Annotated in this window: 21 protein-coding genes; 14 read left to right on the top strand and 7 right to left on the bottom strand. The window is 59.5% G+C overall.

Translation table 11 applies throughout. From position 1 onward, the window contains the following. Positions 1–8: 8 nt before the first annotated feature. A complete protein-coding gene (gene leuA / locus BUE09_RS15935; RefSeq protein ID WP_073302291.1) occupies positions 9–1,679 on the bottom strand; it encodes a 2-isopropylmalate synthase in 1,671 nt (556 codons plus the stop codon). Between the two features lie 283 nt (positions 1,680–1,962). Here leuA and BUE09_RS15930 point away from each other — a divergent pair, with 283 nt between their 5' ends. Beyond that, complete coding sequence (locus tag BUE09_RS15930; RefSeq protein WP_073302289.1) at positions 1,963–2,340, top strand: DUF2946 domain-containing protein; 378 nt, start codon at positions 1,963–1,965, stop codon at positions 2,338–2,340. 53 nt (positions 2,341–2,393) lie between these two features. Beyond that, positions 2,394–4,508: a TonB-dependent copper receptor gene (locus BUE09_RS15925; RefSeq protein ID WP_073302287.1), complete on the top strand. Its 2,115-nt coding sequence runs from the start codon at positions 2,394–2,396 to the stop codon at positions 4,506–4,508. A 160-nt stretch (positions 4,509–4,668) separates the two neighbouring features. Here BUE09_RS15925 and BUE09_RS15920 read toward each other — a convergent pair whose 3' ends face one another. From BUE09_RS15920 to xseA, 4 genes are read right to left on the bottom strand one after another with little or no spacing between them, the layout of a single operon-like run. Next, positions 4,669–5,958 carry a mechanosensitive ion channel family protein gene (locus tag BUE09_RS15920; RefSeq protein ID WP_073302285.1) on the bottom strand — a complete coding sequence of 430 codons (1,290 nt, stop codon included), beginning with the start codon at positions 5,956–5,958 and terminating at the stop codon, positions 4,669–4,671. Positions 5,959–6,017: 59 nt separating this feature from the next. Beyond that, positions 6,018–6,560, bottom strand: a complete 543-nt coding sequence (locus BUE09_RS15915; protein WP_073302283.1) for a hydrolase — start codon at positions 6,558–6,560, stop codon at positions 6,018–6,020. 23 nt (positions 6,561–6,583) lie between these two features. After that, positions 6,584–7,402 (bottom strand): M23 family metallopeptidase, encoded by an 819-nt coding sequence (locus tag BUE09_RS15910; protein WP_073302281.1) that lies wholly within the window; start codon positions 7,400–7,402, stop codon positions 6,584–6,586. 23 nt (positions 7,403–7,425) lie between these two features. Beyond that, on the bottom strand, positions 7,426–8,805 hold the full coding sequence (gene xseA, locus BUE09_RS15905) for an exodeoxyribonuclease VII large subunit (RefSeq protein WP_073302649.1): 1,380 nt from the start codon (positions 8,803–8,805) through the stop codon (positions 7,426–7,428). A 140-nt stretch (positions 8,806–8,945) separates the two neighbouring features. Between xseA and BUE09_RS15900 the strand changes: the two genes are divergently transcribed. The 4 genes from BUE09_RS15900 to BUE09_RS15885 all read left to right on the top strand — a co-directional run bounded on the left by BUE09_RS15900 (position 8,946) and on the right by BUE09_RS15885 (position 14,267). Next, positions 8,946–9,497: a sugar ABC transporter ATPase gene (locus BUE09_RS15900; RefSeq protein ID WP_073302279.1), complete on the top strand. Its 552-nt coding sequence runs from the start codon at positions 8,946–8,948 to the stop codon at positions 9,495–9,497. A gap of 126 nt (positions 9,498–9,623) precedes the next feature. Then, the gene (guaB, locus tag BUE09_RS15895) at positions 9,624–11,093 is read left to right on the top strand and encodes an IMP dehydrogenase (RefSeq protein WP_073302277.1); all 1,470 of its coding nucleotides are present in this window, start codon (positions 9,624–9,626) and stop codon (positions 11,091–11,093) included. Between the two features lie 85 nt (positions 11,094–11,178). Beyond that, entirely contained in the window at positions 11,179–12,759 is a 1,581-nt protein-coding gene (guaA, locus tag BUE09_RS15890; protein WP_073302275.1) for a glutamine-hydrolyzing GMP synthase, read from the top strand. Positions 12,760–13,067: 308 nt separating this feature from the next. After that, complete coding sequence (locus BUE09_RS15885; RefSeq protein ID WP_073302273.1) at positions 13,068–14,267, top strand: tyrosine-type recombinase/integrase; 1,200 nt, start codon at positions 13,068–13,070, stop codon at positions 14,265–14,267. A 29-nt stretch (positions 14,268–14,296) separates the two neighbouring features. Here the strand turns inward: BUE09_RS15885 and BUE09_RS15880 are convergent, their stop codons facing one another. Then, the gene (locus tag BUE09_RS15880) at positions 14,297–15,265 is read right to left on the bottom strand and encodes a LuxR family transcriptional regulator (RefSeq protein WP_143164672.1); all 969 of its coding nucleotides are present in this window, start codon (positions 15,263–15,265) and stop codon (positions 14,297–14,299) included. Positions 15,266–15,318: 53 nt separating this feature from the next. Here BUE09_RS15880 and BUE09_RS15875 point away from each other — a divergent pair, with 53 nt between their 5' ends. From BUE09_RS15875 to BUE09_RS15865, 3 genes are read left to right on the top strand one after another with little or no spacing between them, the layout of a single operon-like run. Next, the gene (locus BUE09_RS15875; RefSeq protein WP_425274905.1) at positions 15,319–15,579 is read left to right on the top strand and encodes a helix-turn-helix transcriptional regulator; all 261 of its coding nucleotides are present in this window, start codon (positions 15,319–15,321) and stop codon (positions 15,577–15,579) included. A gap of 1 nt (position 15,580) precedes the next feature. After that, positions 15,581–16,432, top strand: coding sequence for a helicase RepA family protein (locus tag BUE09_RS15870; protein WP_073302270.1), 852 nt, complete (start codon positions 15,581–15,583; stop codon positions 16,430–16,432). Next, positions 16,419–17,183, top strand: coding sequence for an ABC transporter ATPase (locus tag BUE09_RS15865; protein ID WP_073302267.1), 765 nt, complete (start codon positions 16,419–16,421; stop codon positions 17,181–17,183). The genes BUE09_RS15870 and BUE09_RS15865 overlap by 14 nt, the downstream gene beginning before the upstream one ends. A gap of 1,553 nt (positions 17,184–18,736) precedes the next feature. Here the strand turns inward: BUE09_RS15865 and BUE09_RS15855 are convergent. Next, a complete protein-coding gene (locus BUE09_RS15855; RefSeq protein ID WP_073302263.1) occupies positions 18,737–18,973 on the bottom strand; it encodes a hypothetical protein in 237 nt (78 codons plus the stop codon). A gap of 260 nt (positions 18,974–19,233) precedes the next feature. On the opposite strand from BUE09_RS15855, the gene BUE09_RS20790 reads away from it, so the two are divergent. The 5 genes from BUE09_RS20790 (at position 19,234) to trbL (ending at position 22,723) form a co-directional block, all read left to right on the top strand. Beyond that, on the top strand, positions 19,234–19,488 hold the full coding sequence (locus tag BUE09_RS20790) for a FitA-like ribbon-helix-helix domain-containing protein (protein WP_172830730.1): 255 nt from the start codon (positions 19,234–19,236) through the stop codon (positions 19,486–19,488). Then, the gene (locus BUE09_RS15845; protein WP_073302261.1) at positions 19,485–19,904 is read left to right on the top strand and encodes a type II toxin-antitoxin system VapC family toxin; all 420 of its coding nucleotides are present in this window, start codon (positions 19,485–19,487) and stop codon (positions 19,902–19,904) included. Before BUE09_RS20790 ends, BUE09_RS15845 begins: the two co-directional genes overlap by 4 nt. 130 nt (positions 19,905–20,034) lie before the next feature. Beyond that, the gene (gene trbJ / locus BUE09_RS15840; RefSeq protein ID WP_073302259.1) at positions 20,035–20,820 is read left to right on the top strand and encodes a P-type conjugative transfer protein TrbJ; all 786 of its coding nucleotides are present in this window, start codon (positions 20,035–20,037) and stop codon (positions 20,818–20,820) included. Positions 20,821–20,846: 26 nt separating this feature from the next. Next, positions 20,847–21,110 carry an entry exclusion lipoprotein TrbK gene (gene trbK / locus BUE09_RS15835; RefSeq protein WP_231975535.1) on the top strand — a complete coding sequence of 88 codons (264 nt, stop codon included), beginning with the start codon at positions 20,847–20,849 and terminating at the stop codon, positions 21,108–21,110. Continuing rightward, positions 21,107–22,723 carry a P-type conjugative transfer protein TrbL gene (gene trbL, locus BUE09_RS15830; protein WP_073302255.1) on the top strand — a complete coding sequence of 539 codons (1,617 nt, stop codon included), beginning with the start codon at positions 21,107–21,109 and terminating at the stop codon, positions 22,721–22,723. Before trbK ends, trbL begins: the two co-directional genes overlap by 4 nt. Positions 22,724–22,780 lie beyond the last annotated feature (57 nt).

Genomic DNA, 22,780 nt, shown 5'->3' with positions numbered 1-22,780 from the left:
AGTTGAATTCAGGCTGCTTTCGCCTCGGCCATGGACACTGCGCGGTTCAGTGCGCTGAACAGGGCGCGGATGCTGGCGGTAGTGATGTTCTCGTCAATGCCGATGCCATGCAGCGGCCGCTCGCCATCCAGGCGTACCTCGATATACGCCGCGGCTTTGGCATTGCTGCCGGCGCCGATCGAGTGCTCGTGATAATCCATGATCTCCAGCTTGACCGGCAGGCCGGCAACCAGCGCCTCCAGCGGGCCCTTGCCGATGCCGCGCCAGTGCGTGGTTTCACCGTCGCTAGCGACTTCCACGTCCAGCGCACTGGTGCCGTTTTCTTCTTGCAGACGATGGCTCTTGAGCGTGTAGGGCGCGCTCGCCTGCAAATACTCGGCCTCGAGCAGTGCGTAGATTTGCTTAGCGCTCATCTCCAGGCCCAGGCGATCGGTCTCTTTCTGCACCACCTGGCTGAATTCGATCTGCATGCGCCGTGGCAGGCTGATGCCGTACTCCTGCTCCAGCAGATAGGCGATGCCACCCTTGCCGGACTGGCTGTTGACGCGGATTACCGCCTCGTAGCTGCGGCCGATGTCCGCCGGGTCGATCGGCAGGTAGGGCACTTCCCAGACACCGTTCGGATCCTGCTGGGCGAAACCCTTGCGAATCGCATCCTGGTGCGAACCGGAGAAGGCCGTGTGGACCAGATCGCCGACATAGGGATGACGCGGGTGCACCGGTAACTGGTTGCATTCCTCGACCACCTTGCGCACGGCGTCGATGTCGGAAAAGTCCAGCTGTGGGTCGACACCCTGGCTGTACATGTTCAGCGCTACGGTTACCAAATCGACGTTGCCGGTGCGCTCACCATTGCCGAACAGACAGCCCTCGACGCGATCAGCGCCGGCCATCAGACCCAGCTCTGTGGCGGCAACGCCCGTGCCGCGGTCGTTATGGGTGTGCAGACTGATCAATACGCTGTCGCGCTTGTTGATTTTGCGAGCGAAATACTCAATCTGGTCGGCGTAGATATTCGGCGTTGCCGCTTCGATGGTGGCAGGCAGGTTGAGAATCAGCTTCTGTGCGGGCGTCGGTTGGAACACTTCGATCACGGCGTTGCATACCTCAACGGCGAAATCGGTCTCGGTGGAGCTGAACACCTCTGGCGAGTACTCGAAGCGCCAATCGGTTTCCGGTGCCGCGTCCGCCAGGCGTTTGACGACCTGCGCGGCGCTGACAGCGATGCCTACCACACCGGCTTTATCCTGATTGAAGACGATGCGACGGAAGCTCGGAGCGGTGGCGTTGTAGTAATGGACGATGGCCTGCTTGGCACCCTTCAGGGACTCGAAGGTGCGGGTGATCAGGTCTTCGCGCGCTTGGGTCAGTACCTGAATGGTCACGTCATCGGGGATGTGGCCGCCTTCGATCAGCTCGCGGACGAAGTCGAAGTCGGTCTGGGAAGCAGACGGAAAGCCCACTTCGATCTCTTTCAAGCCAACCTGAACCAGCGTTTTGAAGAAGCGCATCTTCTTCGCCGCGTCCATCGGCTCGATCAGTGACTGGTTGCCGTCGCGCAGATCGGAACTCAGCCAGATCGGCGCCTCGGTGATGATCTTGGACGGCCAGGTGCGGTCCGGAATGTCGATGGCCGGAAAGGCGCGGTATTTTTTCGACGGGTTCTTGAGCATGGTCATCTTGTATCCCCAGGCAATCCTTGAACGAGAAACTTATTTGCCCACGTCGGGCATTGGTTATGGTGCAAAGCTATTGCTTATTGGTTCTAACTTGCAAGGCTTTGCAGAAGATTGGTGGTTTATTGCTGCGCTTAAGGATTTCTGGTGATCTGTGCTGGTTTGCCCGTAAAAAGCCACGCTTGCTTGCTCAGGTCCGTTGCGGCCTCATGTCGCAGCGGCCGAGGCGAAACGGCTGTGCGATCATTCCGCTACCCCATAAGCTCAGGTCACGAAGGACACTCCGGTGGCACGCAAACGGCTTTCGACATTAAGCATCTGGCTTGGCCTGTTCGCCATGCTGATGATCCATGTCGGTCCGTTGTACTCCGCCGTCCAGGCCGCGGAGGCCAGTGGGCAGCGTCACCACCATGCCGAGCATGAATCAGCTGCTCGCGGTCATCACGACCAGACGCGTGGCGGTGAGCCCGCTTGGCTCGCAGCCCTCGAGCTTTGCGGCTACTGCGAGCTATTGACGGTCAATCCGCCGCTCACCGTCTCTGTAGATCTGGTTCTGCCGCGCCACGCGCCGGCTTACTTCCATTCACTTCCTGAGCAGCCGCAGATTCCTGCGCTGCGCCGCAGCAGCGGCCATCCCCGCGCGCCACCGTATTTCCACTGCTGACCGTAATCAGCCGCCTCATTGCGGCCTAACCACATGCAGAAGTGGAAGTTCTTATGTCCAGCATTACTCATGGCTGTACGGCGCGAGTGCGCCTGTCTGAGCGTTTTTCGATTCAACCATCCCGCCTGCGTTGGCAGTTCGCCCATGCCGCACTGCTGGGGATGTTCGCCAGTAATGCGCTGGCCGCCGAGCCGGTCGACCACAGCGAGCATGTGCACCATGCCGATTCTGCCGAGCAGCTGGCGCCGATGGTCATCACCGGCGTCGCCCAGCAATCACCGCTGACGGTCACGACCGATCCGAAGATTCCGCGCCAACCGGTGCCGGCCAGCGACGCGGGTGATTACCTGCAAACCATTCCCGGTTTCTCCGCAGTGCGTGGCGGCGGCTCAAATAGCGATCCGGTGTTCCGCGGCATGTTCGGTTCGCGCCTAAAATTACTGGCCAACGGTGCCGAGATGCTGGGTGCCTGTCCAAGTCGCATGGACTCGCCGAGCTCCTACATCACCCCGGAAAACTACGATGCACTGACCGTGATCAAGGGCCCCCAGACGGTGCTCTGGGGGCCGGGTAACTCGGCTGCGACCATCCTCTTCGAGCGTGATCCAGAGGATTTCAGCGAATTGGGCGGGCGAGTCGATGCCAGTTTTCTGGTCGGCTCCGATGGTCGCTTCGACCGTAATATCGATGCCGCCGCCGGTGGCGAACAGGGTTATATCCGCCTGCTGGCCAATCGCTCCGATTCCGATGACTACCAGGACGGCAACGGCGACGACGTGCATTCGCGCTGGGACAAGTGGAGCACTGATCTGGTCCTCGGCTGGACGCCGGACGAAGACACGCTGTTGGAGCTGACAGTCGGTCGCGGCGACGGCGAAGCCCGCTACGCCGGGCGCGGCATGGACGGTAGCCAGTTCGAGCGCGAGAGCATTGCCCTGCGCTTCGAGCAGGACAATATCGGTGAGGTGCTGCAGAAGATCGAGGCGCGGGTCTACTACAACTACGCCGATCACGTGATGGACAACTACAGCCTGCGTACGCCCTCGGGCATGGGCATGATGGCCAACCCCATGGCCAGCAACGTCGATCGACGTACGCTGGGTGGACGTCTGGCGGCAACTTGGCAATGGAGCGATTACGAGCTGGTGGCGGGTGTGGATGCGCAACGCAACGAGCACCGCAAGCGCAACTCCAGCTTCAACATGATGACCGGCACACTCACCGAGCATGATCGCTTCGCCTGGACCAAGGACGCCGACTTCCACAACTATGGCCTGTTCGGCGAGCTGACCCGCGACCTGGATGACAACAGCCGGGTGATCGGCGGCGCACGCCTGGATCATGCCGCTGCGAAGGATTACCGCAGCACCGGCGCGTCGGCAGGCGACAGCCGCAGCGACAACCTCTCTAGCGGCTTCCTGCGCTACGAGCATGATCTACAATCGCTTCCCGCAACGGCCTATATCGGCCTTGGCCATACCCAGCGTTTCCCCGATTACTGGGAACTGTTCTCGGGCGGTGCCGATGCCTTCGCCAACGTGCAACCGGAAAAGACTACGCAGCTGGATTTCGGCATGCAGTACAGCCAGGGGCCGCTGGAGGCCTGGGCGTCGGCTTATGTTGGGCAGGTACGTGACTACATCCTGTTCAGCTACCAGACCAGCATGATGGGCATGTCCAGTTCGAGCGCCGAAAACATCGATGGCCGTATCGCCGGTGGCGAGTTGGGAGCCAGCTATCGCCTGAACCCCAACTGGAAAAGCGATGCCAGCCTGGCCTACGCCTGGGGCAAGAACAGCTCCGATGGCGAGGCGCTGCCACAGATGCCACCGCTCGAAGGGCGCCTGGGCCTGACCTACGAGCAGGGTGACTGGAGTGCGGCCGGCCTCTGGCGTGTAGTGGCAGCGCAGAATCGCGTGGCGGAAGGCAAGGGTAACGTGACCAGCAAGGATTTCGACGAAAGCTCGGGCTTCGGCGTGTTCTCGCTCAACGGCGCCTACCGCGTGAATCAGAACTTCAAGCTCAGCACGGGCATCGACAACCTGTTCGACAAAGCTTACAGCGAGCACCTCAACCAGGCCGGCAATGCGGGTATCGGCCTGTCGGCCGACGAGCGCATCAACGAGCCCGGTCGCACGTACTGGGCGCGGGTCGACATGAGCTTCTGATTCATCGCTGACAGGGGCGGGAGCAATTCCCGCTCCGGACGTAGGTTGGCGCTGAGGCGCGGGGCCTGTTGGTGCGGCTCGCGGCGCTGGCGTCAGGGATGACGCATGGGCAGCGCTCAAGGCGGTTTCGGCGGCTTCGTGCCTCAGCGCCAACCTACGATTAACGTCTTTCCTCAGCCGGATGTCCTTCCGGTTGCTGCAATGCCGGCGGGCCCGGCTGGCGCAGTGAATCACGCCACTCCCGCATATCGCCACCGCTCGGATGCTGGAATACCCGCAGACCGAATTCCGGCAGGATCGCCAGCAGGTGGTCGAAAATGTCCGACTGGATCGCTTCGTACTGCGTCCAGGCCACGGTGTTGGTGAAACAGTAGATTTCCAGTGGCAATCCGTCAGCGGTCGGGCTTAGCTGGCGCACTATCAGGGTCATGCCCTGGTGAATCCCACTATGACTTCGCAGGTAGCGCTCCACGTAGGCTCTGAAACTGCCGATATTGGTGATGCGCCGCGTATTCACCGGCTCCTTGCCACGCTCTTTGAGGTTGGCGTTCCACGCATCAATATCGCGGCGCTTCTCGGTGAGGTAGTCAGCGAGCAGGTTGAATCGGTGCAGATGCTCGCATTCCTCGTCATTGAGGAAGTGGACGCTTTGCTGGTCAAGAAACAGGCTGCGCTTGACCCGCCTGCCACCGCTTTCCTGCATGCCGCGCCAGTTCTTGAACGAATCGCTGATAAAGCGCTTGGTCGGGATGTTGCTGATGGTCTTGTCCCAGTTCTGCACTTTTACCGTATGTAGCGCGATGTCGATGACATCGCCGTCGACGTTCAGCTGCGGCATTTCCACCCAGTCGCCGACACGGATCAGGTCGTTGGAGGTGATCTGTACGCTGGCCACCAGCGACAGAATGGTGTCCTGGAATATCAACATCAGGACCGCAGCCATGGCGCCGAGACCGGATAGCAGGATCAGCGGCGAACGGTCGATCAAGGTGGCGATGATCAAGATGGTGGCGACCGCGTACAGCACGATCTTGACCACCTGCAGATAGCCCTTGATGGGGTGCACATGCGCATCGGCCCGGCGCTGGTACATCATGTTGATGATGTCCAGCAGCGCGCCCAGAGCGAGGGCGATGGTGAGTACGATGAAGCCACCGCAGACATTGCGCACGACCGTGACGGCCGCCTCTGGCAAGCCGGGAACGGCGTTCACACCAATCGACAGCACCAGCGCCGGTACGATGTTGGACAGTCGGCGGATAATGCCGAAATCCTGCAGCTCGGTTTCCCGTGTGCTGCGCAGTACCTTGTACAGTCCCCGGACAAGAATCCGTTTGACCACCCAGTTGGCGAGCCAGGCGGCGAATATTAGCGCTGCGCTGGCGACCAGCGTCTGCAGCTCCGCATGTTCGCTCAGCCATGCCAGCCAGACGTTTAATTCATCCTGCATGTGCACGCTCACGGTTAGTTGGCATCAGGCCATGGACGGCCATAGAGAACAGGCTCATATCAGCGGATGAACTCGCGGCTGATGCTGCGAAACAGCTCGGTCCCGGCCTGCTCCATCCACTCGAAGGCGACCATCTCTCGCGAAACGATACGAGCCCCGGCCTGCTGCATGCGTGCCAGACCGAGCGCCTTGTCGCTGGCGCGCCGCGAGCCGACGGCTTCGTCGACCACGAAAACCTGGTTACTGCGAGCCAGCAGGTCGAGCACGGTTTGCAGCACGCAGATATGGGTTTCGATACCGCTGACAACGAATTGCTTGCGTTCGCCACCGGGGCGCTTGAACAGCTCGCCATCGCGCGCCGCAGAGAAGTGCAGTTTTTCGATGATTACGTCGTCGGCCATGCCGTCGCGCAGCGAGGCGATCGTCGGACCCAGCCCCTTGCTGTACTGCTCGGTAATCAGCACCGGTACGCCGACGCGCTGGGCGATCTGCATCAGCCAGGCGCTGTGTTCGGCCAATGTGGTGTGACCTTCGATGGCGGGAAACAGACGTTCCTGGATGTCGATGATGAGGAGGGTGGATTCCTTAACATTGATGAGCATGTCATTTCCTTGAAAATTTGCAGTCAGGGCTTGAACGCACCGATGAAGATCGACGGATCGACCCGGGCATCGTTGAGGCTGACGTTCCAGTGTAGGTGCGGTCCGGTGGCCCGGCCGCTGGAGCCGACTTTGCCCAGCACGGCGCCGCGTGAGAGTTCATCGCCTACCTTTACGCCGATCTGCGAGAGGTGGCAGAACATGCTGATTAGTCCCTGGCCGTGGTCGACGAATACGGTGTTGCCGTTGAAAAAGTAGTTGCCGGTCAGGATCACTTTACCTGCTGCCGGAGCTTTGATCGGCGTGCCGGCCTTCGCGGCGAAGTCCAGACCCGAATGCGAGTTGCGCTCTTCACCGTTGAAGAAGCGGCGCAACCCGAACGGCGAGGACAGCGGGCCGTTGACCGGCTTGTCGAACAGCAGATTGCTGGGTTGGCGCGGGCTGAATTGCCGGTAGGCCTGGGTCTGCTCGTCCAGCTCGCGCTGGATACGCTTGAGGTCGTCGGGGTTGGGATTGACCTGCCGCTTGTTCTTCAGGGTGATGCGCTGTTCGCGATAGGTACGCGGCGCCACACGGAAGCTGCTGGATTGACCATCGATATCCAGCGACTGCTGGCCGGCTTTCACCGTTAGCGGAATCCCGACAATGGCGATCCAGCGTTGATCGTCCTCGCGAACCACCAGCACGGGCTTGCCGTCGTAGCGCGCCCTCGGCGCGTTGGCATCGTTGCCCAGGTCGATCACGGCGACGCCACCTGGCACAGGTTTGTTCAACAGGCGAGTGAGAAAGCCTTCGGCATGGGCGGGGAGTGTCAGGCAGAGGAGCAGGGCAAGGGCGAAGCGCATGGGAATCCTGAGTAAGGGGTGGGTCAGTCCAGCAATGACAAGGTGACTGGCGTCTGGTGATTGTCTTCGACGCGCACATCCAGCTCGCCGTCTCCTAGTCGCGCCTTCAGGCGCTGGCCAGGCTGGGTCTGGTCGGCACGGCGAACTGCCTGGCCGCGCTCGTCGAGCAGAATGCTGTAGCCACGTGACAGGGTTGCCAGCGGGCTGACCACAGTCAGTGTCTGCGCCAGACTCTGAAGCTGGAAGCGATGGCCTTTTAATCTGTCCTGCATGGCGCGCGGCAGCCTGCTGGACAGATGATCGAGGCGTTGGCGCAGCAGGTTCAGGTTGCGGCCTGGGTGCTGGCCGGCAAGGCGAGTCTCTAGCCGGGCGAGGCGTTCTTGTCCGGCGCGGAGTCGACGATCGATACCGCGCAGCAAGCGTTGCTCCAGGTCGTCGATGCGCTGCGCCTGCTGCTGCAATCGCTCGCCGGGATGGCGCAGGCGCCGCGTGAGGCCTTCGAGGCGCGAGCTGTCGCGGTGCAGTCGGTCGCGTATGCGTAGCAACAATCGCTGGCGCAGGCCGTCGAGGCGCTGACGCATGTCGGCGCTGCTCGGGGCCAGGAGTTCGGCTGCGGCGGACGGGGTCGGCGCCCGAACGTCGGCGACGAAATCGGCGATCGATACATCGGTCTCATGGCCGACGGCACAGACGATTGGTGTGTCACAGGCGGCAACGGCGCGCGCGACCGCTTCTTCGTTGAAGCACCAGAGATCTTCCAGTGAGCCGCCGCCCCGCGCCAGAATCAGCCCATCGAACCCGCCACGATCGGCCAGTTCCAGAGCGCGGACGATCTGTGCGGTCGCTTCGCGGCCCTGGACCGGCGTCGGCACCAAGGTCAGCGCGACATGCGGCGCACGGCGGCGAAACACTGAAATGATGTCGCGGATCACTGCACCGGTAGGCGAACTGACGATGCCGATGCGCCGTGGATGAACGGGCAGGACGCGTTTGCCGGCGGCATCGAACAGGCCCTCGGCGCTGAGCTTCTCTTTCAGCGCTTCGAAAGCCAGGCGCAGCGAGCCGTCGCCAGCCGGCTCGACATTGTCGAGGATCAGTTGGTAGTCGCCGCGACCCTCGAACAGCGAAACACGCCCGCGCACCTTTACTGCGAGGCCGTCGCGTAAGGCCTGGCGCACGCGCTGGGCGTTCTGCCTGAACAGTGCGCAGCGCACCTGGGCGTTTTTGTCCTTGAGCGTGAAATAGATGTGCCCGGATGCCGGCTTGGCCAGGTTGGAGATCTCACCTTCGACCCAGACCTGGGCGAACACGTCTTCGAGCAGGAGCCGCGCGCGACCGTTGAGCTGGCTGACAGTCAGCACTTCGCGGTCGAGGTTGAGGCGTTGGAAGGGATCTTTGAGCATGGCGGTGATGATAAGGGAAAAGTGCGGCAAGAGCGCTGAACGCTGGAGGCTAAACGGATAGCAGGCGACGGATCAGCATTGACCTCCTGCCGAAGCGCATTAAGCTGCGCGGCCTTCGTCGCCTCCTTTTCGAGTCAGTTATGAGCCACACACAAGCCATTGTCGTGCCGCGTATCTCCACGTTTCCCGGCCATGAAGCCAAGGCGCGAATGATTCTGCGCTGGCTGACCGAGCGACGCATCGTCGAGGCCCTGCCCACCACCTGCGGACGCGGCGTTGGCGGCATGGGGTATGCGATCGGATCGGGCGCGCGCAGCGTCGTGCTGCATCCGGAACGGTTGCCGTTCGGCGAGGCGATCAACGGACTGGAAGTGGTGACCAAGCGCTGCATCTACACACCCACCCGGGATTTTGCGGAGGAGGCTGGATGTCGCGAGTGTCGCCGCGAAATCGGCGAAGCCCTATTCGAAAGTCTCGACGAATGGATGCCGGCGCAGACCGATACCTTTATCTGCCCGGAATGTGGTCACGAGGACGACATCAACGGCTTTCTGTTCATTCCAGCCTGCGGTTTCTCCAACCTCGGCTTTATCTTCAACGGTTGGGGCGAGGCTGTATTCAGCCAGTCGTTTCTTGACGAGTTTGCTGCACGCCTTGGTTTCAAGGTCGCGATAGTGGTCGCACAGGCATGACTGCTCAGTCATTTTCCAATCCAAACGAAGCGGCGCGCGCATCACGGACCTCACAACCGCATTGAGCGCAAGGGGCCGCGTGGGTATAATGCCGCGCTTCCTTTTTCCCGCCTGGGAGCCCCCGCCATGCTGCGTATCAGCCAAGAAGCCCTGACTTTCGATGATGTTCTCCTGATCCCGGGATATTCCGAGGTCCTGCCGAAGGATGTCAGCCTCAAGACCCGCCTGACCCGCGACATCGAGCTGAACATCCCGCTGGTTTCGGCTGCCATGGATACCGTCACCGAAGCTCGCCTGGCCATCGCCATGGCGCAGGAAGGCGGCATCGGCATCATCCACAAAAACATGAATGTCGAGCAGCAGGCCGCCGAAGTGCGCAAGGTCAAGCGTCACGAAACAGCGATCGTTCACGATCCGGCCACCGTGACACCCGAAACCAAGATCAGCGAGCTGCTGCTCAAGGCGCGCGAGCTGGGCTTCTCGGGCTTTCCTGTGGTGTCAGGCAAAGAGCTGGTGGGTATCGTTACCGGGCGCGATCTGCGCTTCACGCCGAATGTCGGTGATTCGGTCGCCGCGATCATGACGCCGAAGGAAAAGCTGATCACTGTGCAGGAAGGCACCGGCCTCGAAGAGATCAAAACCAAACTCCATGAGCACCGCATCGAGAAGATGCTGGTGGTCGATAGCAATTTCCATCTGCGCGGTCTGGTCACCTTCCGAGATATCGAGAAGGCCAAGACCTACCCGCTGGCGTCCAAGGATGACCAGGGTCGCCTGCGTGTCGGGGCTGCCGTGGGTACTGGCGCTGATACGGTCGAGCGCGTCGAAGCATTGGCCGCTGCTGGCGTCGACGTGATCGTGGTCGACACCGCCCACGGCCATTCGCGTGGTGTACTTGATCGCGTGCGCTGGGTGAAGGACAACTTCCCGCAGGTCCAGGTGATTGGCGGCAACATTGCCACGGCCGAGGCTGCGCTGGATCTGGTCAAGGCTGGCGCTGACGCGGTCAAGGTCGGTATCGGCCCAGGCTCGATCTGCACCACGCGCATCGTCGCCGGTGTCGGCGTGCCGCAGATTTCCGCTATCGCCAACGTCTCCGCCGCGCTTGAAGGCACCGGCGTGCCGATGATCGCCGACGGCGGCATTCGCTTCTCGGGTGATCTGTCCAAGGCCATCGTTGCCGGCGCCAATGCCGTGATGATGGGCTCGATGTTCGCCGGAACTGAAGAGGCCCCAGGCGAGATCGAGCTGTTTCAGGGCCGCTCCTACAAGGCTTATCGCGGCATGGGCTCGCTGGGTGCGATGTCCCAGGCGCAGGGCTCCTCGGACCGTTATTTCCAGGATTCGTCGGCTGGTGCCGAGAAGCTGGTGCCCGAAGGCATCGAAGGGCGCGTGCCATACAAGGGCAGTCTGGCGGCGATTATTCATCAACTGATGGGCGGCCTGCGTGCCTCCATGGGCTACACCGGCAGCGCCACGGTCGATCACATGCGGACTCATCCGCAGTTCGTGCGCATCACGGGTGCCGGCATGGCCGAGTCCCACGTGCATGACGTGCAGATCACCAAAGAAGCCCCTAACTATCGGGTTGGCTGATAATCGGCAAATCGATTTCAAGTATGAATAACGGGGCTGCTCACTCAGCCCCGTGTCATTTGTGACTACCACGAGAGACGCCCACATGGCTCATCCTGACATTCACGCTCACCGCATCCTGATCCTGGATTTCGGCTCGCAGTACACCCAGCTGATCGCCCGTCGCGTGCGCGAACTTGGCGTCTATTGCGAATTGCATCCCTGGGACATGAGCGAAGACGACATCCGCGCCTTCGCGCCGCGCGGCATCATCCTCGCCGGCGGCCCGGAATCCGTGCATGCCGAAGGCAGCCCGCGCGCTCCGCAGGCGGTATTCGATCTGGGCGTGCCGCTGTTCGGCATCTGCTACGGCATGCAGACCATGTCCGAGCAGCTCGGTGGCAAGGTGCAGGGATCGGATGAGCGCGAGTTCGGCTATGCGCGTGTCGACCTGGTCGGCAAGTCCAAGCTGTTCGACGGTATCGAAGACCACATGGACGACGACGGTGTGTTCGGCCTCGACGTCTGGATGAGCCACGGCGACAAGGTCACCGACCTGCCGCAAGGCTTCCATATCCTGGCCAGCACGCCGAGCTGCGCGATTGCCGCCATGGGCGATGACGATCGCCGCTACTACGGCGTGCAGTTCCACCCGGAAGTGACCCACACCCGTCAGGGCGGGCGCATTCTGTCGCGCTTCCTGCTGGAAATCTGTGGCTGCGAAGCGCTGTGGACGCCGTCCAACATCGTCGAGGATCTGGTCGAACAGGTGCGCACGCAAGTCGGTTCGGCCAACGTGCTGCTGGGCCTGTCTGGTGGTGTCGATTCCTCGGTGGTCGCCGCGCTGCTGCACAAGGCCATTGGCACTCAGTTGACCTGCGTTTTCGTCGATAATGGTCTGCTGCGCTTGCACGAAGGCGATCAGGTGATGGCGATGTTCGCTGAGAACATGGGCGTCAAAGTGATCCGCGCTGACGCCGAGGCGCAGTTCCTCGACAACCTCGCTGGCGAAGCCGACCCGGAGAAGAAGCGCAAGATCATCGGCCGGACCTTCATCGACGTCTTCGATGCCCAGGCGAGCAAACTCGACAACATCCAGTACCTCGCCCAAGGCACCATCTACCCGGACGTGATCGAGTCCGCCGGCGCAAAGAGCGGCAAGGCCCATGTGATCAAATCGCACCACAACGTCGGTGGCCTGCCGGAGGAAATGAACCTCAAGTTGGTCGAGCCGCTGCGTGAGCTGTTCAAGGATGAGGTTCGCAAGATCGGCCTGGAACTGGGCCTGCCGTACGACATGGTCTATCGCCATCCTTTCCCGGGTCCGGGTCTGGGCGTGCGCATCCTCGGCGAAGTGAAGAAGGAATACGCCGACCTGCTGCGCCGTGCCGACCACATCTTCATCCAGGAGCTGCGCAACTTCGACTGGTACCACAAGACCAGCCAGGCGTTCGTGGTGTTTCAACCGGTGAAATCGGTCGGTGTTGTGGGCGATGGCCGCCGCTACGCTTGGGTCGTCGCCCTGCGAGCAGTGGAAACCATCGACTTCATGACCGCACGTTGGGCCCATCTGCCTTATGAGCTGCTGGAGAAGGTCTCCAACCGCATCATCAATGAAATTGAAGGCATCTCGCGCGTCACCTACGATGTGTCAAGCAAGCCGCCAGCGACCATTGAGTGGGAATGATTGGGCGTCCGGCAATGTCCGGCACTAATTAGCAATAAATACCTTGGAGCCCGCGTAATTGCGGGCTTTTTGCATTTTTCGTCTGGAGTTATCTGGCAAGTTTTGGCAACGGCAAGCAGCTCTTTTGCGTGGTACAGATGATGGTAGTATCCAGATGAAATGCCATGCGCTGCCCTCGATACCATGGTGGTAATAGAGCTGGCTTCATGGTATGAATTTTTGATTAGTCATTGATTTATATGGATTTGTATCCTTTTAGATTGAAGCTTTTCTGTCATGGTATTTCTACATGGAGATTCGCCAGGGCGATGCTGACCGATACCAAGCTGCGCAACCTCAAACCGCAAGAGAAACTTTACAAAGCCAATGACCGAGATGGTCTTTATGTTGCGGTCACGCCTGCCGGCTCAATCTCATTCCGCTACAACTACTCAATTCACGGCAGGCAGGAGACCATCACCTTCGGCCGCTACGGGGTTGGAGGAATCACCTTGGCAGAGGCGCGGGAGCGCTTGGGTGAGGCGAAGAAGATGATCGCTGCAGGCAAGTCTCCTGCGAAGGAGAAAGCGCGGGCCAAGGCGCGTGTCAAAGACGCAGAGACCTTCGATGCTTGGGCCCAAAAATGGCTGCGTGGCTATCAGATGGCTGATTCAACTCGTGACATGCGCCGTTCGGTCTATGAGCGTGAGCTGAAGTCGGAATTTGGTAGCCGAAAGCTCATCGAAATCAACCATGAAGATCTTCGAGCGCTTGCCGACTCCATTGTCGAGCGCGGTGCCCCGGCGACGGCGGTGCATGCGCGCGAAATCGTACAGCAGGTGTTCCGCTGGGCAATTGAGCGGGGTCAGAAAGTTGAGAACCCCGCCGACTTGGTTCGTTCGGCAAGTATTGCCAAGTTCGAACCTCGTGACCGCGCATTGGCGCCCGATGAGATCGCACTGATGTACCAGTACATGGATCGAATCGGCACGGCGTCGTCTGTACGCGCTGCGGCCAAGCTGCTGCTGCTCACCATGGTGCGCAAGAGTGAGTTGACCAATGCCACATGGCGCGAAATCAATTTTACCGAGGCGCTGTGGACGATTCCCAAGGAGCGCATGAAGCGTCGTAACCCTCATTTAGTGTTCCTGTCTAGGCAGGCCCTGGACTTCTTCATTGCGCTGAAGACCTTTGCGGGCGGCTCGGACTACGTTTTCCCGTCTCGTTACGATTCCGATCAGCCAATGAGCGCTGCGACGATCAATCAAGTGCTGACTTTGACCTATCGACTTGCGCAAAAGGAAGGCAAACCGCTTGGCAAGTTCGGGCCGCATGACCTGAGGCGTACGGCAAGCACGCTTCTGCATGAGGCAGGCTACAACACCGATTGGATTGAGAAGTGTCTTGCTCATGAACAGAAGGGCGTGCGAGCGGTTTACAACAAAGCTGAGTACCGCGACCAGCGGCGGGAGATGTTGCAGGATTGGGCCAATATGATTGATGACTGGACTGCTGGTAATTCCCGCTGATTTTTTAGCGGCTAAATTTCACGCTGATGTTACCGCTTCAAATAGAGCGCATCAGGAATGGACCCCAGCGCCTTCGATACGGCTTGGCGTCCGATTCCCAATCTTCGCCCAATCTCAGATTGACTGAAACCGAAGTGCAGCAGTGCAAGCATCTGCTTTTTTCTATCTGATAGCTTTGAATCCACCATGAGGCGCGCTTGATAGCGGAGTTCCGCCTTGTCCGCTGGCTGGGTTGTTTGGCCTAGCATGTAATAGTAGAAATAACTGTCTACCAGCGGGGTCCCGGATGCTGCCTGTGGCGAGGACCGTTTCGCGCATTGACGGTTGAGCCTTGCTAGTTCGAGATCAAACTGTCCCTGGGATCGTTTAGCCGTCCGATACGTTGGGTTCCATGCGCCATCCATCCGCTTCGGCCGGTGCTTGAGGCAGTATTGGTGGCTGAGTTCGAGCTTTCTATGGTCGTCCAGTTCGACATCATTGATACGACCATCAGCTATCGTCGCCATGAAGGCAGCGAACTCGGTTAGATTGCCGCAGAGATCGCAAAATCCATGTTTTCGTTGGCTATTTAGGTTGACGCCTTTTGCCGGGTTTGACGTTTTTGGTCGTTTGCAGGCGCAGTCCCAGGCCAATTCGATAATTGACTCCAGGGTTGCGACAAAGCGCTGGTCTCTAGCGGTCTGTCTATCCTCCGTCTTGATGAATTGGCGTAGCAGCTGACGTTGCATGCGGACCATGGCGTCAAGCCCTACTAGTCGAATGATTGCGCTGAGGCTAACCCCTGTGCCAGCTCCGGGCACATATCCATTGTACTTGTCCGGAAGAGTTGTCATGTATGCGGCTATAGCGGGGTCAATGATTTCTTCTATCAGCCGAACGATTGGATAGCGCCGAGAAGATATGGAGTACGGCTGCCAGCGCCCCTCAAATTCACGAATGGCTTCCAAAACTGAGGGAGCGCAGTTTGCCCATACGAAAATGCTAAGTTCATTTTTCATGTCAACTATTATGGCCAATTAATACGGTAAATCAATGTGCACCGCTTGGCACCATGAGGCAGGTATCGGTAATAGGAGCCCAAGCCATGCAAGCACTGCACAGCAAGACGTTGATCAACCGAAAAAGGCTATCGGAGATAATTCCTCTCTCGACGCGAACTATTTATAACTTGGAGCAGCGGGGGGAGTTTCCGCGCCGTATCGTGCTTACTAGCAGAAGTATCGCGTGGGACTTGTCGGAGGTTGTAGAGTGGATTGAGGCGCGCAGAGCGTCGGGTGTCCAGGCAGCCCGCCCTGGCGACGAGAGGAGCTGATATGGCCCTCGACCTAATGGCAGGATTTAACAAGCTGCCACCGCCGATAGATTACGTTTTACCCAATATGGTTGCTGGCACCGTGGGCGCACTTGTATCGCCTGGCGGGGCTGGTAAGTCCATGTTGATCCTACAATTGGCCATGCAGATCGCCGGCGGGCCCGACTTATTGGAAGTGGGGGATCTGCGCAATGGCGCGGTAGTGTATCTACCCGCCGAAGACCCACCTATAGCAATTCATCACCGTTTGCACGCCCTTGGCGCATACCTAACTGCCGAGCAGCGACAATCCGTGGCTGATGGTCTGCTGATTGAGCCGCTAATCGGAAGATGTCCCAATATTATGGCGGTTGATTGGTTCGATGGCCTCAGACGGGCTGCCGAGGGGCGTCGTCTGATGGTTTTGGATACCCTGCGCCGGTTTCACGTAGAGGAAGAGAACGCCAGCGGGCCTATGGCGCAGGTCATCGGCCGAATGGAGGCCATAACCGCCGATACGGGCTGCGCAATTGTGTTTCTGCACCATGCCAACAAGGGTGCGGCCCTGTCGGGCACTGGCGATCAGCAGCAGGCCAGCCGTGGGTCATCCGTGCTAGTTGATAACACTCGTTGGCAGTCGTATTTGTCAGGCATGACGCAGGTCGAGGCCGAGGAGTGGGGGGTTGATGAAGGTCAACGTGGGTATTTCGTCCGCTATGGCGTCAGCAAAGCAAACTACGGCGCACCTTTTCGGGAGTGTTGGTTCCGGAGGCACGAAGGCGGCGTCCTCAAGCCTGCTGTACTCGAACGACAGAAACGCCATTCACCTGCGAAGCTGAAGTCCGTAACGAGGGGCGGCAATGAAAACTGGTAACCAGGTCGCCCCGACCAGCACGGTATTGCAGGCACGAGTAATGATCTATCAGCCCAGTCAGCGTCCACGAGAGCTGGCGGGGCAATGGATGGACACTTGCTTCGGTCGATGCCGCGTAACCGGCAGGCTGGGTCAGCGTCATGCCGATATCGTGGAGTCCATGTTGTATGTGGCTGAACGCCGCCGCGAAATATCAGACGGCGGCATCGAGCTGCTGATCGACCCGGCGAGGCTGCGCCGGATGCTATCCGATCACCAGTACAGCCACGACCGCATCAAGAAGCTGCTGACCGACCTGCGGGCCGCCACGGTAGAAATCGTGACGCCGGAGCTGGAGTGCAGTGGTGAGCGGATCATCGGCGGCCTGATCGACCACGTTATCCCGTCACCCATGACCCGACGTGATCCGCTCACTGGCGGGGTTCGCCATTTGTGGCGCGTCCGGCTAGGTGTTGCTCTGGTGATGCTGTTGGAAAGGGACTTGTCCCTGTACTACCCACCTGGCCCGATCGCCCGGTTGCAACACGGGATCAGCCAGGCGCTTGCGCGGCATGTCCTGACCCACAAGCAACATCCGGCGGGAGGCTGGCACCTGGACACGTTGATTCGTGCCGTAGGAGGCGGAACGGTCAATAGCATGATGCTGCGCAATTATCGGCGGCGGTTGAAGGAGGATGCCGCCGGATTGATCGAAGTCGGGATTGAGCTAGCCGCCGCGGACAGAGTAAAGCGTGTCACAGCGGCCCGATAGCGTGCCACAACGGCCCGATGGCGTGTCACAGCGGCCCGGCGGCGTGCCACAGCGGCCCGATTTTTTGCACTTTTGGCAGGATATTCAGGATTTCTTAGGATATCCAGGCGGTGTAATTGCCCGCTTGAGGCGGGCGCTTACACCTTTTTGCGCACGGCCTGATGGTTCGCTCAATCGGCTTGAGGCCGATGGTTGGACGCCAAGGGGGAGGGAGTGGCAGAGGCCATCTCTATACGTCGTCAGGCGACAAGGCCCCTGCTTGTTGATTCAAGGGCTCGCTGCGATTTAGAGAATCAGCAGCTAAAGCGGCAGGGCGCTTTAGCTGCTAAATTTCCGCCATGACCTCAGAGGTGTTTGTATGCAAAGTCCAGACGAACACGCTGGTTTACTGGTACGCATGAAATTGATCAAAGCAGCGGTGGCTGACGCAATAGGCGAGAATAGGCAGCTTAGCCTAAGGGATTCTGAGCCGTCGGCTAAGGAAGGAATTGCCGCAGAGGTGGCTGAGATTGACTTCTCGCGTTGGAAGTCTGTTCCAGTGGCGTAGCGGTTGTCCCGGCACCATTTTTAATAGCTAGATTTCTCGTCTCGTCGGCCGCATTAACTACCGCGGCGATCTCATCGGCAGGTCTCACCGCTATCGCTTCCAGAACCGAGGCTGTTCGAGAATATCATTCACTCTCCGACTGGCTTATGCCACCCGGCGACCGAAGTCTCTTAGGTTTTCTTCCCATCTCCCCCTGCGGCCTTAGCGAGTCTCCCCTTTGGCGTTCAACCTGTTTTTTTAGTTTCGAAACGCGCACATAAACTGTTGGCGTCGTGCTGTAGGGGCTGGAGGTAATAGCTCGGAGCGCTCGGCTCCATCGAGACGTCATCCCTTTTGACCATGGCGCGCTTTCCGCCATCTCGGTGGTCTTGGATACTCTACTTGTATTTCAGTTGTGCTCCAGTTGCGCTCCGGTAGTGTTCTGATGGCCTTTAGCGGATATACCGATTGATGCTCAGTCGATGTCAGTTGATTTGAAGAACAGACAAAAACGCGGTGGAACTGCGGGCAAGACAGGTGAAGTAGGCCCACCCGCGAGCGGGCGGATCCTGCTTCACTTTCCCTAATTCGCGCTACGCGCTCAATCGGGAGTCTTGCTCTGCGAGGCTGTAACACGCGCAGGCTGATAGCTGACTGGATGGCTGGAAGTTTGTTACATCAGCTAGAAACACACCCAGGACGGCGTGCAGCAACACTGCTTACAGGCCCGGCTCGCAACGCAGCCGGAATCTTTCCCTCTCTCGAATTTTTGTCGGCACTGGTGAGAGTGCGGAATTCAGCCTGGCAAATGGAAATTTGGGATAGCCGGATCCTCTCTTTCAGGGCGGTGACAAAAGAGCTAGGCATGCGTGGCGACGGGGCTTGGGCCTGTGAACGGCCGTGCATTACTGACGGTAGTTTCTGGTGGTCGCTGCTAGCGACGCAGGTGCGTTGAATTTTCCAAGACCGTTTTTCGGCGAGACGAGCTAGGACGTTTTACTACAGCCGTAATCTTTCCCCCATAGAGTTAGCTAAGTATTTGTGCGGGGGCGTTGCCATGGCTATGCGGGCTGAGAGTTATTTTCTCATGACGTCTGCGCGCCAGTTCGGCCTTCATCCGAGCCGATGATTCGGCCATATCTCGGCGAAGCTCTGCGAGTTCAACGTCCGTCAATGCGCGAACGTTTTGGTTGGAACCGTCCGCCTTGACTGGCAAGACATGGTTTCCGCCAATGTCACATTGTGTGGTGTCGTTTTCCTTCATGCGCACCTCCTAGTCTTCTGCTCAATATCTCCACCACGGTCCGTATAGCGGCTGCGCGATAGGCTTCGAGCATGAGTCGCCACGTTACGCTGACTTGCTGTTTTTACAGTAGGTCCGCGCACTCCGAGCCGAGGCTGCGGGCCGTGCTGTAGATTGAGGGCCAAGCCCTCCTAGACAAAAGCTCATGGACAGCCGCGATTGTGAGAATGCTTGCGTTTTGCTAGAGTGCAAGAGTATGCATCACAAAGAGGTTTTGAAAGATGCCATCTGTAACCGTTCGAAATGTGCCCGATGAGGTGCATCGTGCGATCCGCGTGAGAGCCGCTCAGCACGGCCGTAGCATTGAGGCCGAAATGCGCGACATCCTGGAGTCTGCGGTGAAGCCGAAGGGTCGGGTTAAGCTGGGCTCACTGCTGGCCGAAGTCGGTCGCAAGGCCAAGCTGACCGATGAAGAGTTCGCTTTCTTTGAGAGCATGCGCGACAGAACTCCCGCCCGTGCAGCGAGCTTTGAATGATCCTTCTCGACACGAACGTGGTTTCGGAGCCGCTACGTCATGCGCCCGAGGCCCGCGTAATCGAATGGATTGATGCACAACCGCTGGAAACGCTTTACCTATCAGCCATGACCGTAGCCGAGCTGCGCGCCGGGGTGGCGCTTCTGCCGACCGGCAGGCGTCGTACGATGTTGCAAGAAAGCCTGGAAAAGCAGGTGCTGCCCATGTTCGTTGGGCGCGTTCTGCCTTTTGATTTGGCTTGCACGCATGCGTACGCCGAAGTGCTGGCGATGGCTCGCAAGTCAGGTAGCGGCATAGAGGCAGCCGATGCGTGCATCGCAGCGGTCGCCCTTGCTAACGGATTTGTCGTTGCCACTCGCGACACAAGCCCCTTTCAAGCTGCCGGTCTGACTGTTATCAACCCTTGGGAGATCTAGCCTTCACCCTGACGCCGTGAAATGAACAAAAAGGCCGGGCTTCGGTGTCGCTCTGGTCAACTACCGATTAGCTACGTGGCGCAGCTATTCGATGACTCTGAAAGCCACTTTCAGAAAAGGTTATCGAACCATGAAGCACTTCCGTATTTTAGCGGCTAAAACTGCGCTCGCGGCCGTCCTGGCCGGCGGCGTGCACATCACGTCCACGCAAGCCGGAATTCCTGTCGTCGACGGCACAAACTTGTCGCAGAACATCATGACGGCAATCGAATCGGTGGCCCAAACGCTCAAGCAAATTGAGCAGTACAGCACTCAGCTCCAGCAATATGAAAACCAGCTTCAGAACACGATGGCCCCGGCCGCGTACATCTGGGATCAGGCGCAATCAACCATCAACGGCTTGATGAGCGCGACCAACACCCTGAACTATTACAAGAACCAGCTCGGCAGCCTGGACAGTTACGTCAGCAGGTTCCAGGACGTGAACTACTACAGGGGGACCCCGTGCTTTTCGGCCACCGGCTGCTCTGCCGCTCAGTGGGCGGTCATGAACGACGTACAGCACCTCGCCAGTGAATCGCAGAAGAAGGCTAACGATGCTGTGTTCAAGGGCCTCGACCAGCAGCAAGACAACCTGACCTCGGATGCGGCGACGTTGCAGCGCCTCCAGACGGGCGCGCAAAGCGCTCAGGGCCAGATGCAGGCAATCGGATACGCCAACCAGCTCGCCAGCCAGCAGGCCAACCAGCTGCTGCAGATTCGGGGCCTTTTGATCGCTCAGCAGAACGCGCTGGCAACCAAGATGCAGGCCGAGGCGGATAAGGACGCCCGGCAGCTGGCAGCCGGCGTTACTTCAAGGGAGTCCAGGATCGAGCTTACGGCTAGCCCGAAAAACTGGCTCGAACTGACCCGCTGACGGAGGCAAGCAACATGAAAAAGATAATGCTGCTTGCCGGCCTTGCGGCGGCGATGCTGTCCGGCTGCGACAACAAACCTGCCATCCCGCCCATGCCCGAAGTTAATGACACCAATTGCCAAGTTCAGGCGGTCAAGATGATCACGGACAAGGCCACGCGCGAAACCTTCGCCGGGCTGTGCTCGCGCCGGTCCCCGGCCGGCGGTGGCATCGCTCCGACCGATAAGCCGCTGAACTGGTTGGAGTTGGCCGACCCGAAGCACACCAATAAGCAGGAGGCGACGCTATGAAAGCACTGCACAAGGCGGCGTTGATGGGCGCCATTCTTGCGGTTTACACCTCGGCCGCATCGGCCCAGCTCACTAACCAGGGAATGCTTGACCAAGTTGTGACTGAGTTTGCCACTCGTGCCTCTGCCTGGCAGACGGTAGTGATGAGCGCCGCGACGTTTTTGTTCTGGACGCTGGGCATGATCTCACTGGTCATCACCTTCGGCTTTATGGTGCTACGCAAGGCCGACATTGGTGAGTTCTTCGCCGAGTTCATCCGCTTCATACTGTTCTTCGGGTTCTTCCTCTGGCTGCTACGGAACGGCCCGGCCATCGCCAATTCGATCATTCAATCACTGGCCCGGATCGGCGAGCAGGCATCAGGGGTGGCGTCGGTGACACCTTCGAGCATTGTGGACGTCGGGTTCATGATCTTGAAGCAGGCATTCAGCAACTCAACAAATTGGTCTCCTGTGGATAGCTTCATCGGAGTGGTATTGAGTGTCGGCATCTTGATCCTGCTCACCGTTGTCGCCGTGAACATGCTTTTGCTGCTCGTCTCGGGTTGGCTGCTGATGTACGCCGGAATCTTCTTGCTCGGCTTCGGCGGCTCGCGGTGGACGTCGGACATAGCGATCTCCTACTACAAGACTGTTCTGGGACTAGCCGTGCAAATCATGACGATGGTGCTGCTGGTTGGCATCGGAAACGACCTCCTTTCAAGCTTCTACGCCAGGATGAACACCGGTGTGCAGAACTTTGACGAGCTGGGCGTGATGCTTGTTTTCTGCGTGGCATTGCTAATGCTGGTAAATCGTGTGCCACCGCTGGTGGCCGGCGTTATTACCGGTGCGGGCATTGGAAACGCTGGCGGTATTGGTAGCTTCGGCGCGGGCGCAGCTGTAGGTGTCGCGATGGGCGCGGCCAGTGTTGCGGCTGGAGCTGCAAGCATGGCCGGTGCCTCTGTGCTGAGTGGCGCAGTGAATCTCGTTGGCGGCACTTCGGCCCTCAACGCCGCTTTCATGAAGACCCAGAGCGCAATGAGCGATGCCGGCGGGGGCATGGACATGATGGCGAGCATGCGCGGCGAGAATGCCTCGGGCGGTGAAGGGTCGGCCAGTGCAGGGGGGACACCGTTCGCACAGGCGGCAGGCTTCGGCGATTCGTCCTTTGGTGGAGGCAGCACAGCGACCGGCAGCAGTTCGGGCAATTCGAAGAGCGGTGAAAAGACCAGCAGCTTGAGAGCCGGTTCCGACAGCGCTGACGGCAAGGCCGCCGAGGGCGAACCCGGGCCTGCTGGAGGTGCCAGGTCGGAGCAGCAGGGCGGCCGACAGGCTGGACTAGGCAGAACTGACCCCGGTGACTTCACTCGTACAGCAGCACTCTCAGCGGGCGAACTAGCCAAGGGCGCAGGGTCCGTGCTCAAGGACAAGGCCGTGCAGCTCGCAGACCGCTTTCAGGAGCGTATAGACCAAACAATAGGCGGCCAAGTAGCAGCGGCGATCCGGGCCAGCACGGCGGCCGATGCTCCGGCCTTCGATGGGGACAGCTTTGCCGGAGAGCAGATGGACAATGAGACCGCTGATCCCGATGGTGAAATCGCTGCGTTCGTAAATCGCTCGACACCATCGTAAAAGGCGCGTCGGCCGGCGTGGGGCCGGCCGACACTTCCACAACCCACCTGATAGAGA

Source organism: Stutzerimonas xanthomarina DSM 18231 (genome assembly GCF_900129835.1).
Lineage (GTDB): Bacteria > Pseudomonadota > Gammaproteobacteria > Pseudomonadales > Pseudomonadaceae > Stutzerimonas > Stutzerimonas xanthomarina.
This window is presented reverse-complemented; position numbering and strand designations above follow the sequence as displayed.

What these genes read in the sequence shown, in the direction of transcription:
- leuA (WP_073302291.1), bottom strand. Translation starts at nt 1,679, where the DNA reads ATGACCATGCTCAAGAACCCGTCGAAAAAATACCGCGCCTTTCCGGCC.
- BUE09_RS15925 (WP_073302287.1), top strand. Translation starts at nt 2,394, where the DNA reads ATGTCCAGCATTACTCATGGCTGTACGGCGCGAGTGCGCCTGTCTGAG.
- BUE09_RS15920 (WP_073302285.1), bottom strand. Translation starts at nt 5,958, where the DNA reads ATGCAGGATGAATTAAACGTCTGGCTGGCATGGCTGAGCGAACATGCG.
- BUE09_RS15915 (WP_073302283.1), bottom strand. Translation starts at nt 6,560, where the DNA reads ATGCTCATCAATGTTAAGGAATCCACCCTCCTCATCATCGACATCCAG.
- BUE09_RS15910 (WP_073302281.1), bottom strand. Translation starts at nt 7,402, where the DNA reads ATGCGCTTCGCCCTTGCCCTGCTCCTCTGCCTGACACTCCCCGCCCAT.
- xseA (WP_073302649.1), bottom strand. Translation starts at nt 8,805, where the DNA reads ATGCTCAAAGATCCCTTCCAACGCCTCAACCTCGACCGCGAAGTGCTG.
- BUE09_RS15900 (WP_073302279.1), top strand. Translation starts at nt 8,946, where the DNA reads ATGAGCCACACACAAGCCATTGTCGTGCCGCGTATCTCCACGTTTCCC.
- guaB (WP_073302277.1), top strand. Translation starts at nt 9,624, where the DNA reads ATGCTGCGTATCAGCCAAGAAGCCCTGACTTTCGATGATGTTCTCCTG.
- guaA (WP_073302275.1), top strand. Translation starts at nt 11,179, where the DNA reads ATGGCTCATCCTGACATTCACGCTCACCGCATCCTGATCCTGGATTTC.
- BUE09_RS15885 (WP_073302273.1), top strand. Translation starts at nt 13,068, where the DNA reads ATGCTGACCGATACCAAGCTGCGCAACCTCAAACCGCAAGAGAAACTT.
- BUE09_RS15880 (WP_143164672.1), bottom strand. Translation starts at nt 15,265, where the DNA reads ATGAAAAATGAACTTAGCATTTTCGTATGGGCAAACTGCGCTCCCTCA.
- BUE09_RS15875 (WP_425274905.1), top strand. Translation starts at nt 15,319, where the DNA reads ATGAGGCAGGTATCGGTAATAGGAGCCCAAGCCATGCAAGCACTGCAC.
- BUE09_RS15870 (WP_073302270.1), top strand. Translation starts at nt 15,581, where the DNA reads ATGGCCCTCGACCTAATGGCAGGATTTAACAAGCTGCCACCGCCGATA.
- BUE09_RS15865 (WP_073302267.1), top strand. Translation starts at nt 16,419, where the DNA reads ATGAAAACTGGTAACCAGGTCGCCCCGACCAGCACGGTATTGCAGGCA.
- BUE09_RS15855 (WP_073302263.1), bottom strand. Translation starts at nt 18,973, where the DNA reads ATGAAGGAAAACGACACCACACAATGTGACATTGGCGGAAACCATGTC.
- BUE09_RS20790 (WP_172830730.1), top strand. Translation starts at nt 19,234, where the DNA reads ATGCCATCTGTAACCGTTCGAAATGTGCCCGATGAGGTGCATCGTGCG.
- BUE09_RS15845 (WP_073302261.1), top strand. Translation starts at nt 19,485, where the DNA reads ATGATCCTTCTCGACACGAACGTGGTTTCGGAGCCGCTACGTCATGCG.
- trbJ (WP_073302259.1), top strand. Translation starts at nt 20,035, where the DNA reads ATGAAGCACTTCCGTATTTTAGCGGCTAAAACTGCGCTCGCGGCCGTC.
- trbK (WP_231975535.1), top strand. Translation starts at nt 20,847, where the DNA reads ATGCTGCTTGCCGGCCTTGCGGCGGCGATGCTGTCCGGCTGCGACAAC.
- trbL (WP_073302255.1), top strand. Translation starts at nt 21,107, where the DNA reads ATGAAAGCACTGCACAAGGCGGCGTTGATGGGCGCCATTCTTGCGGTT.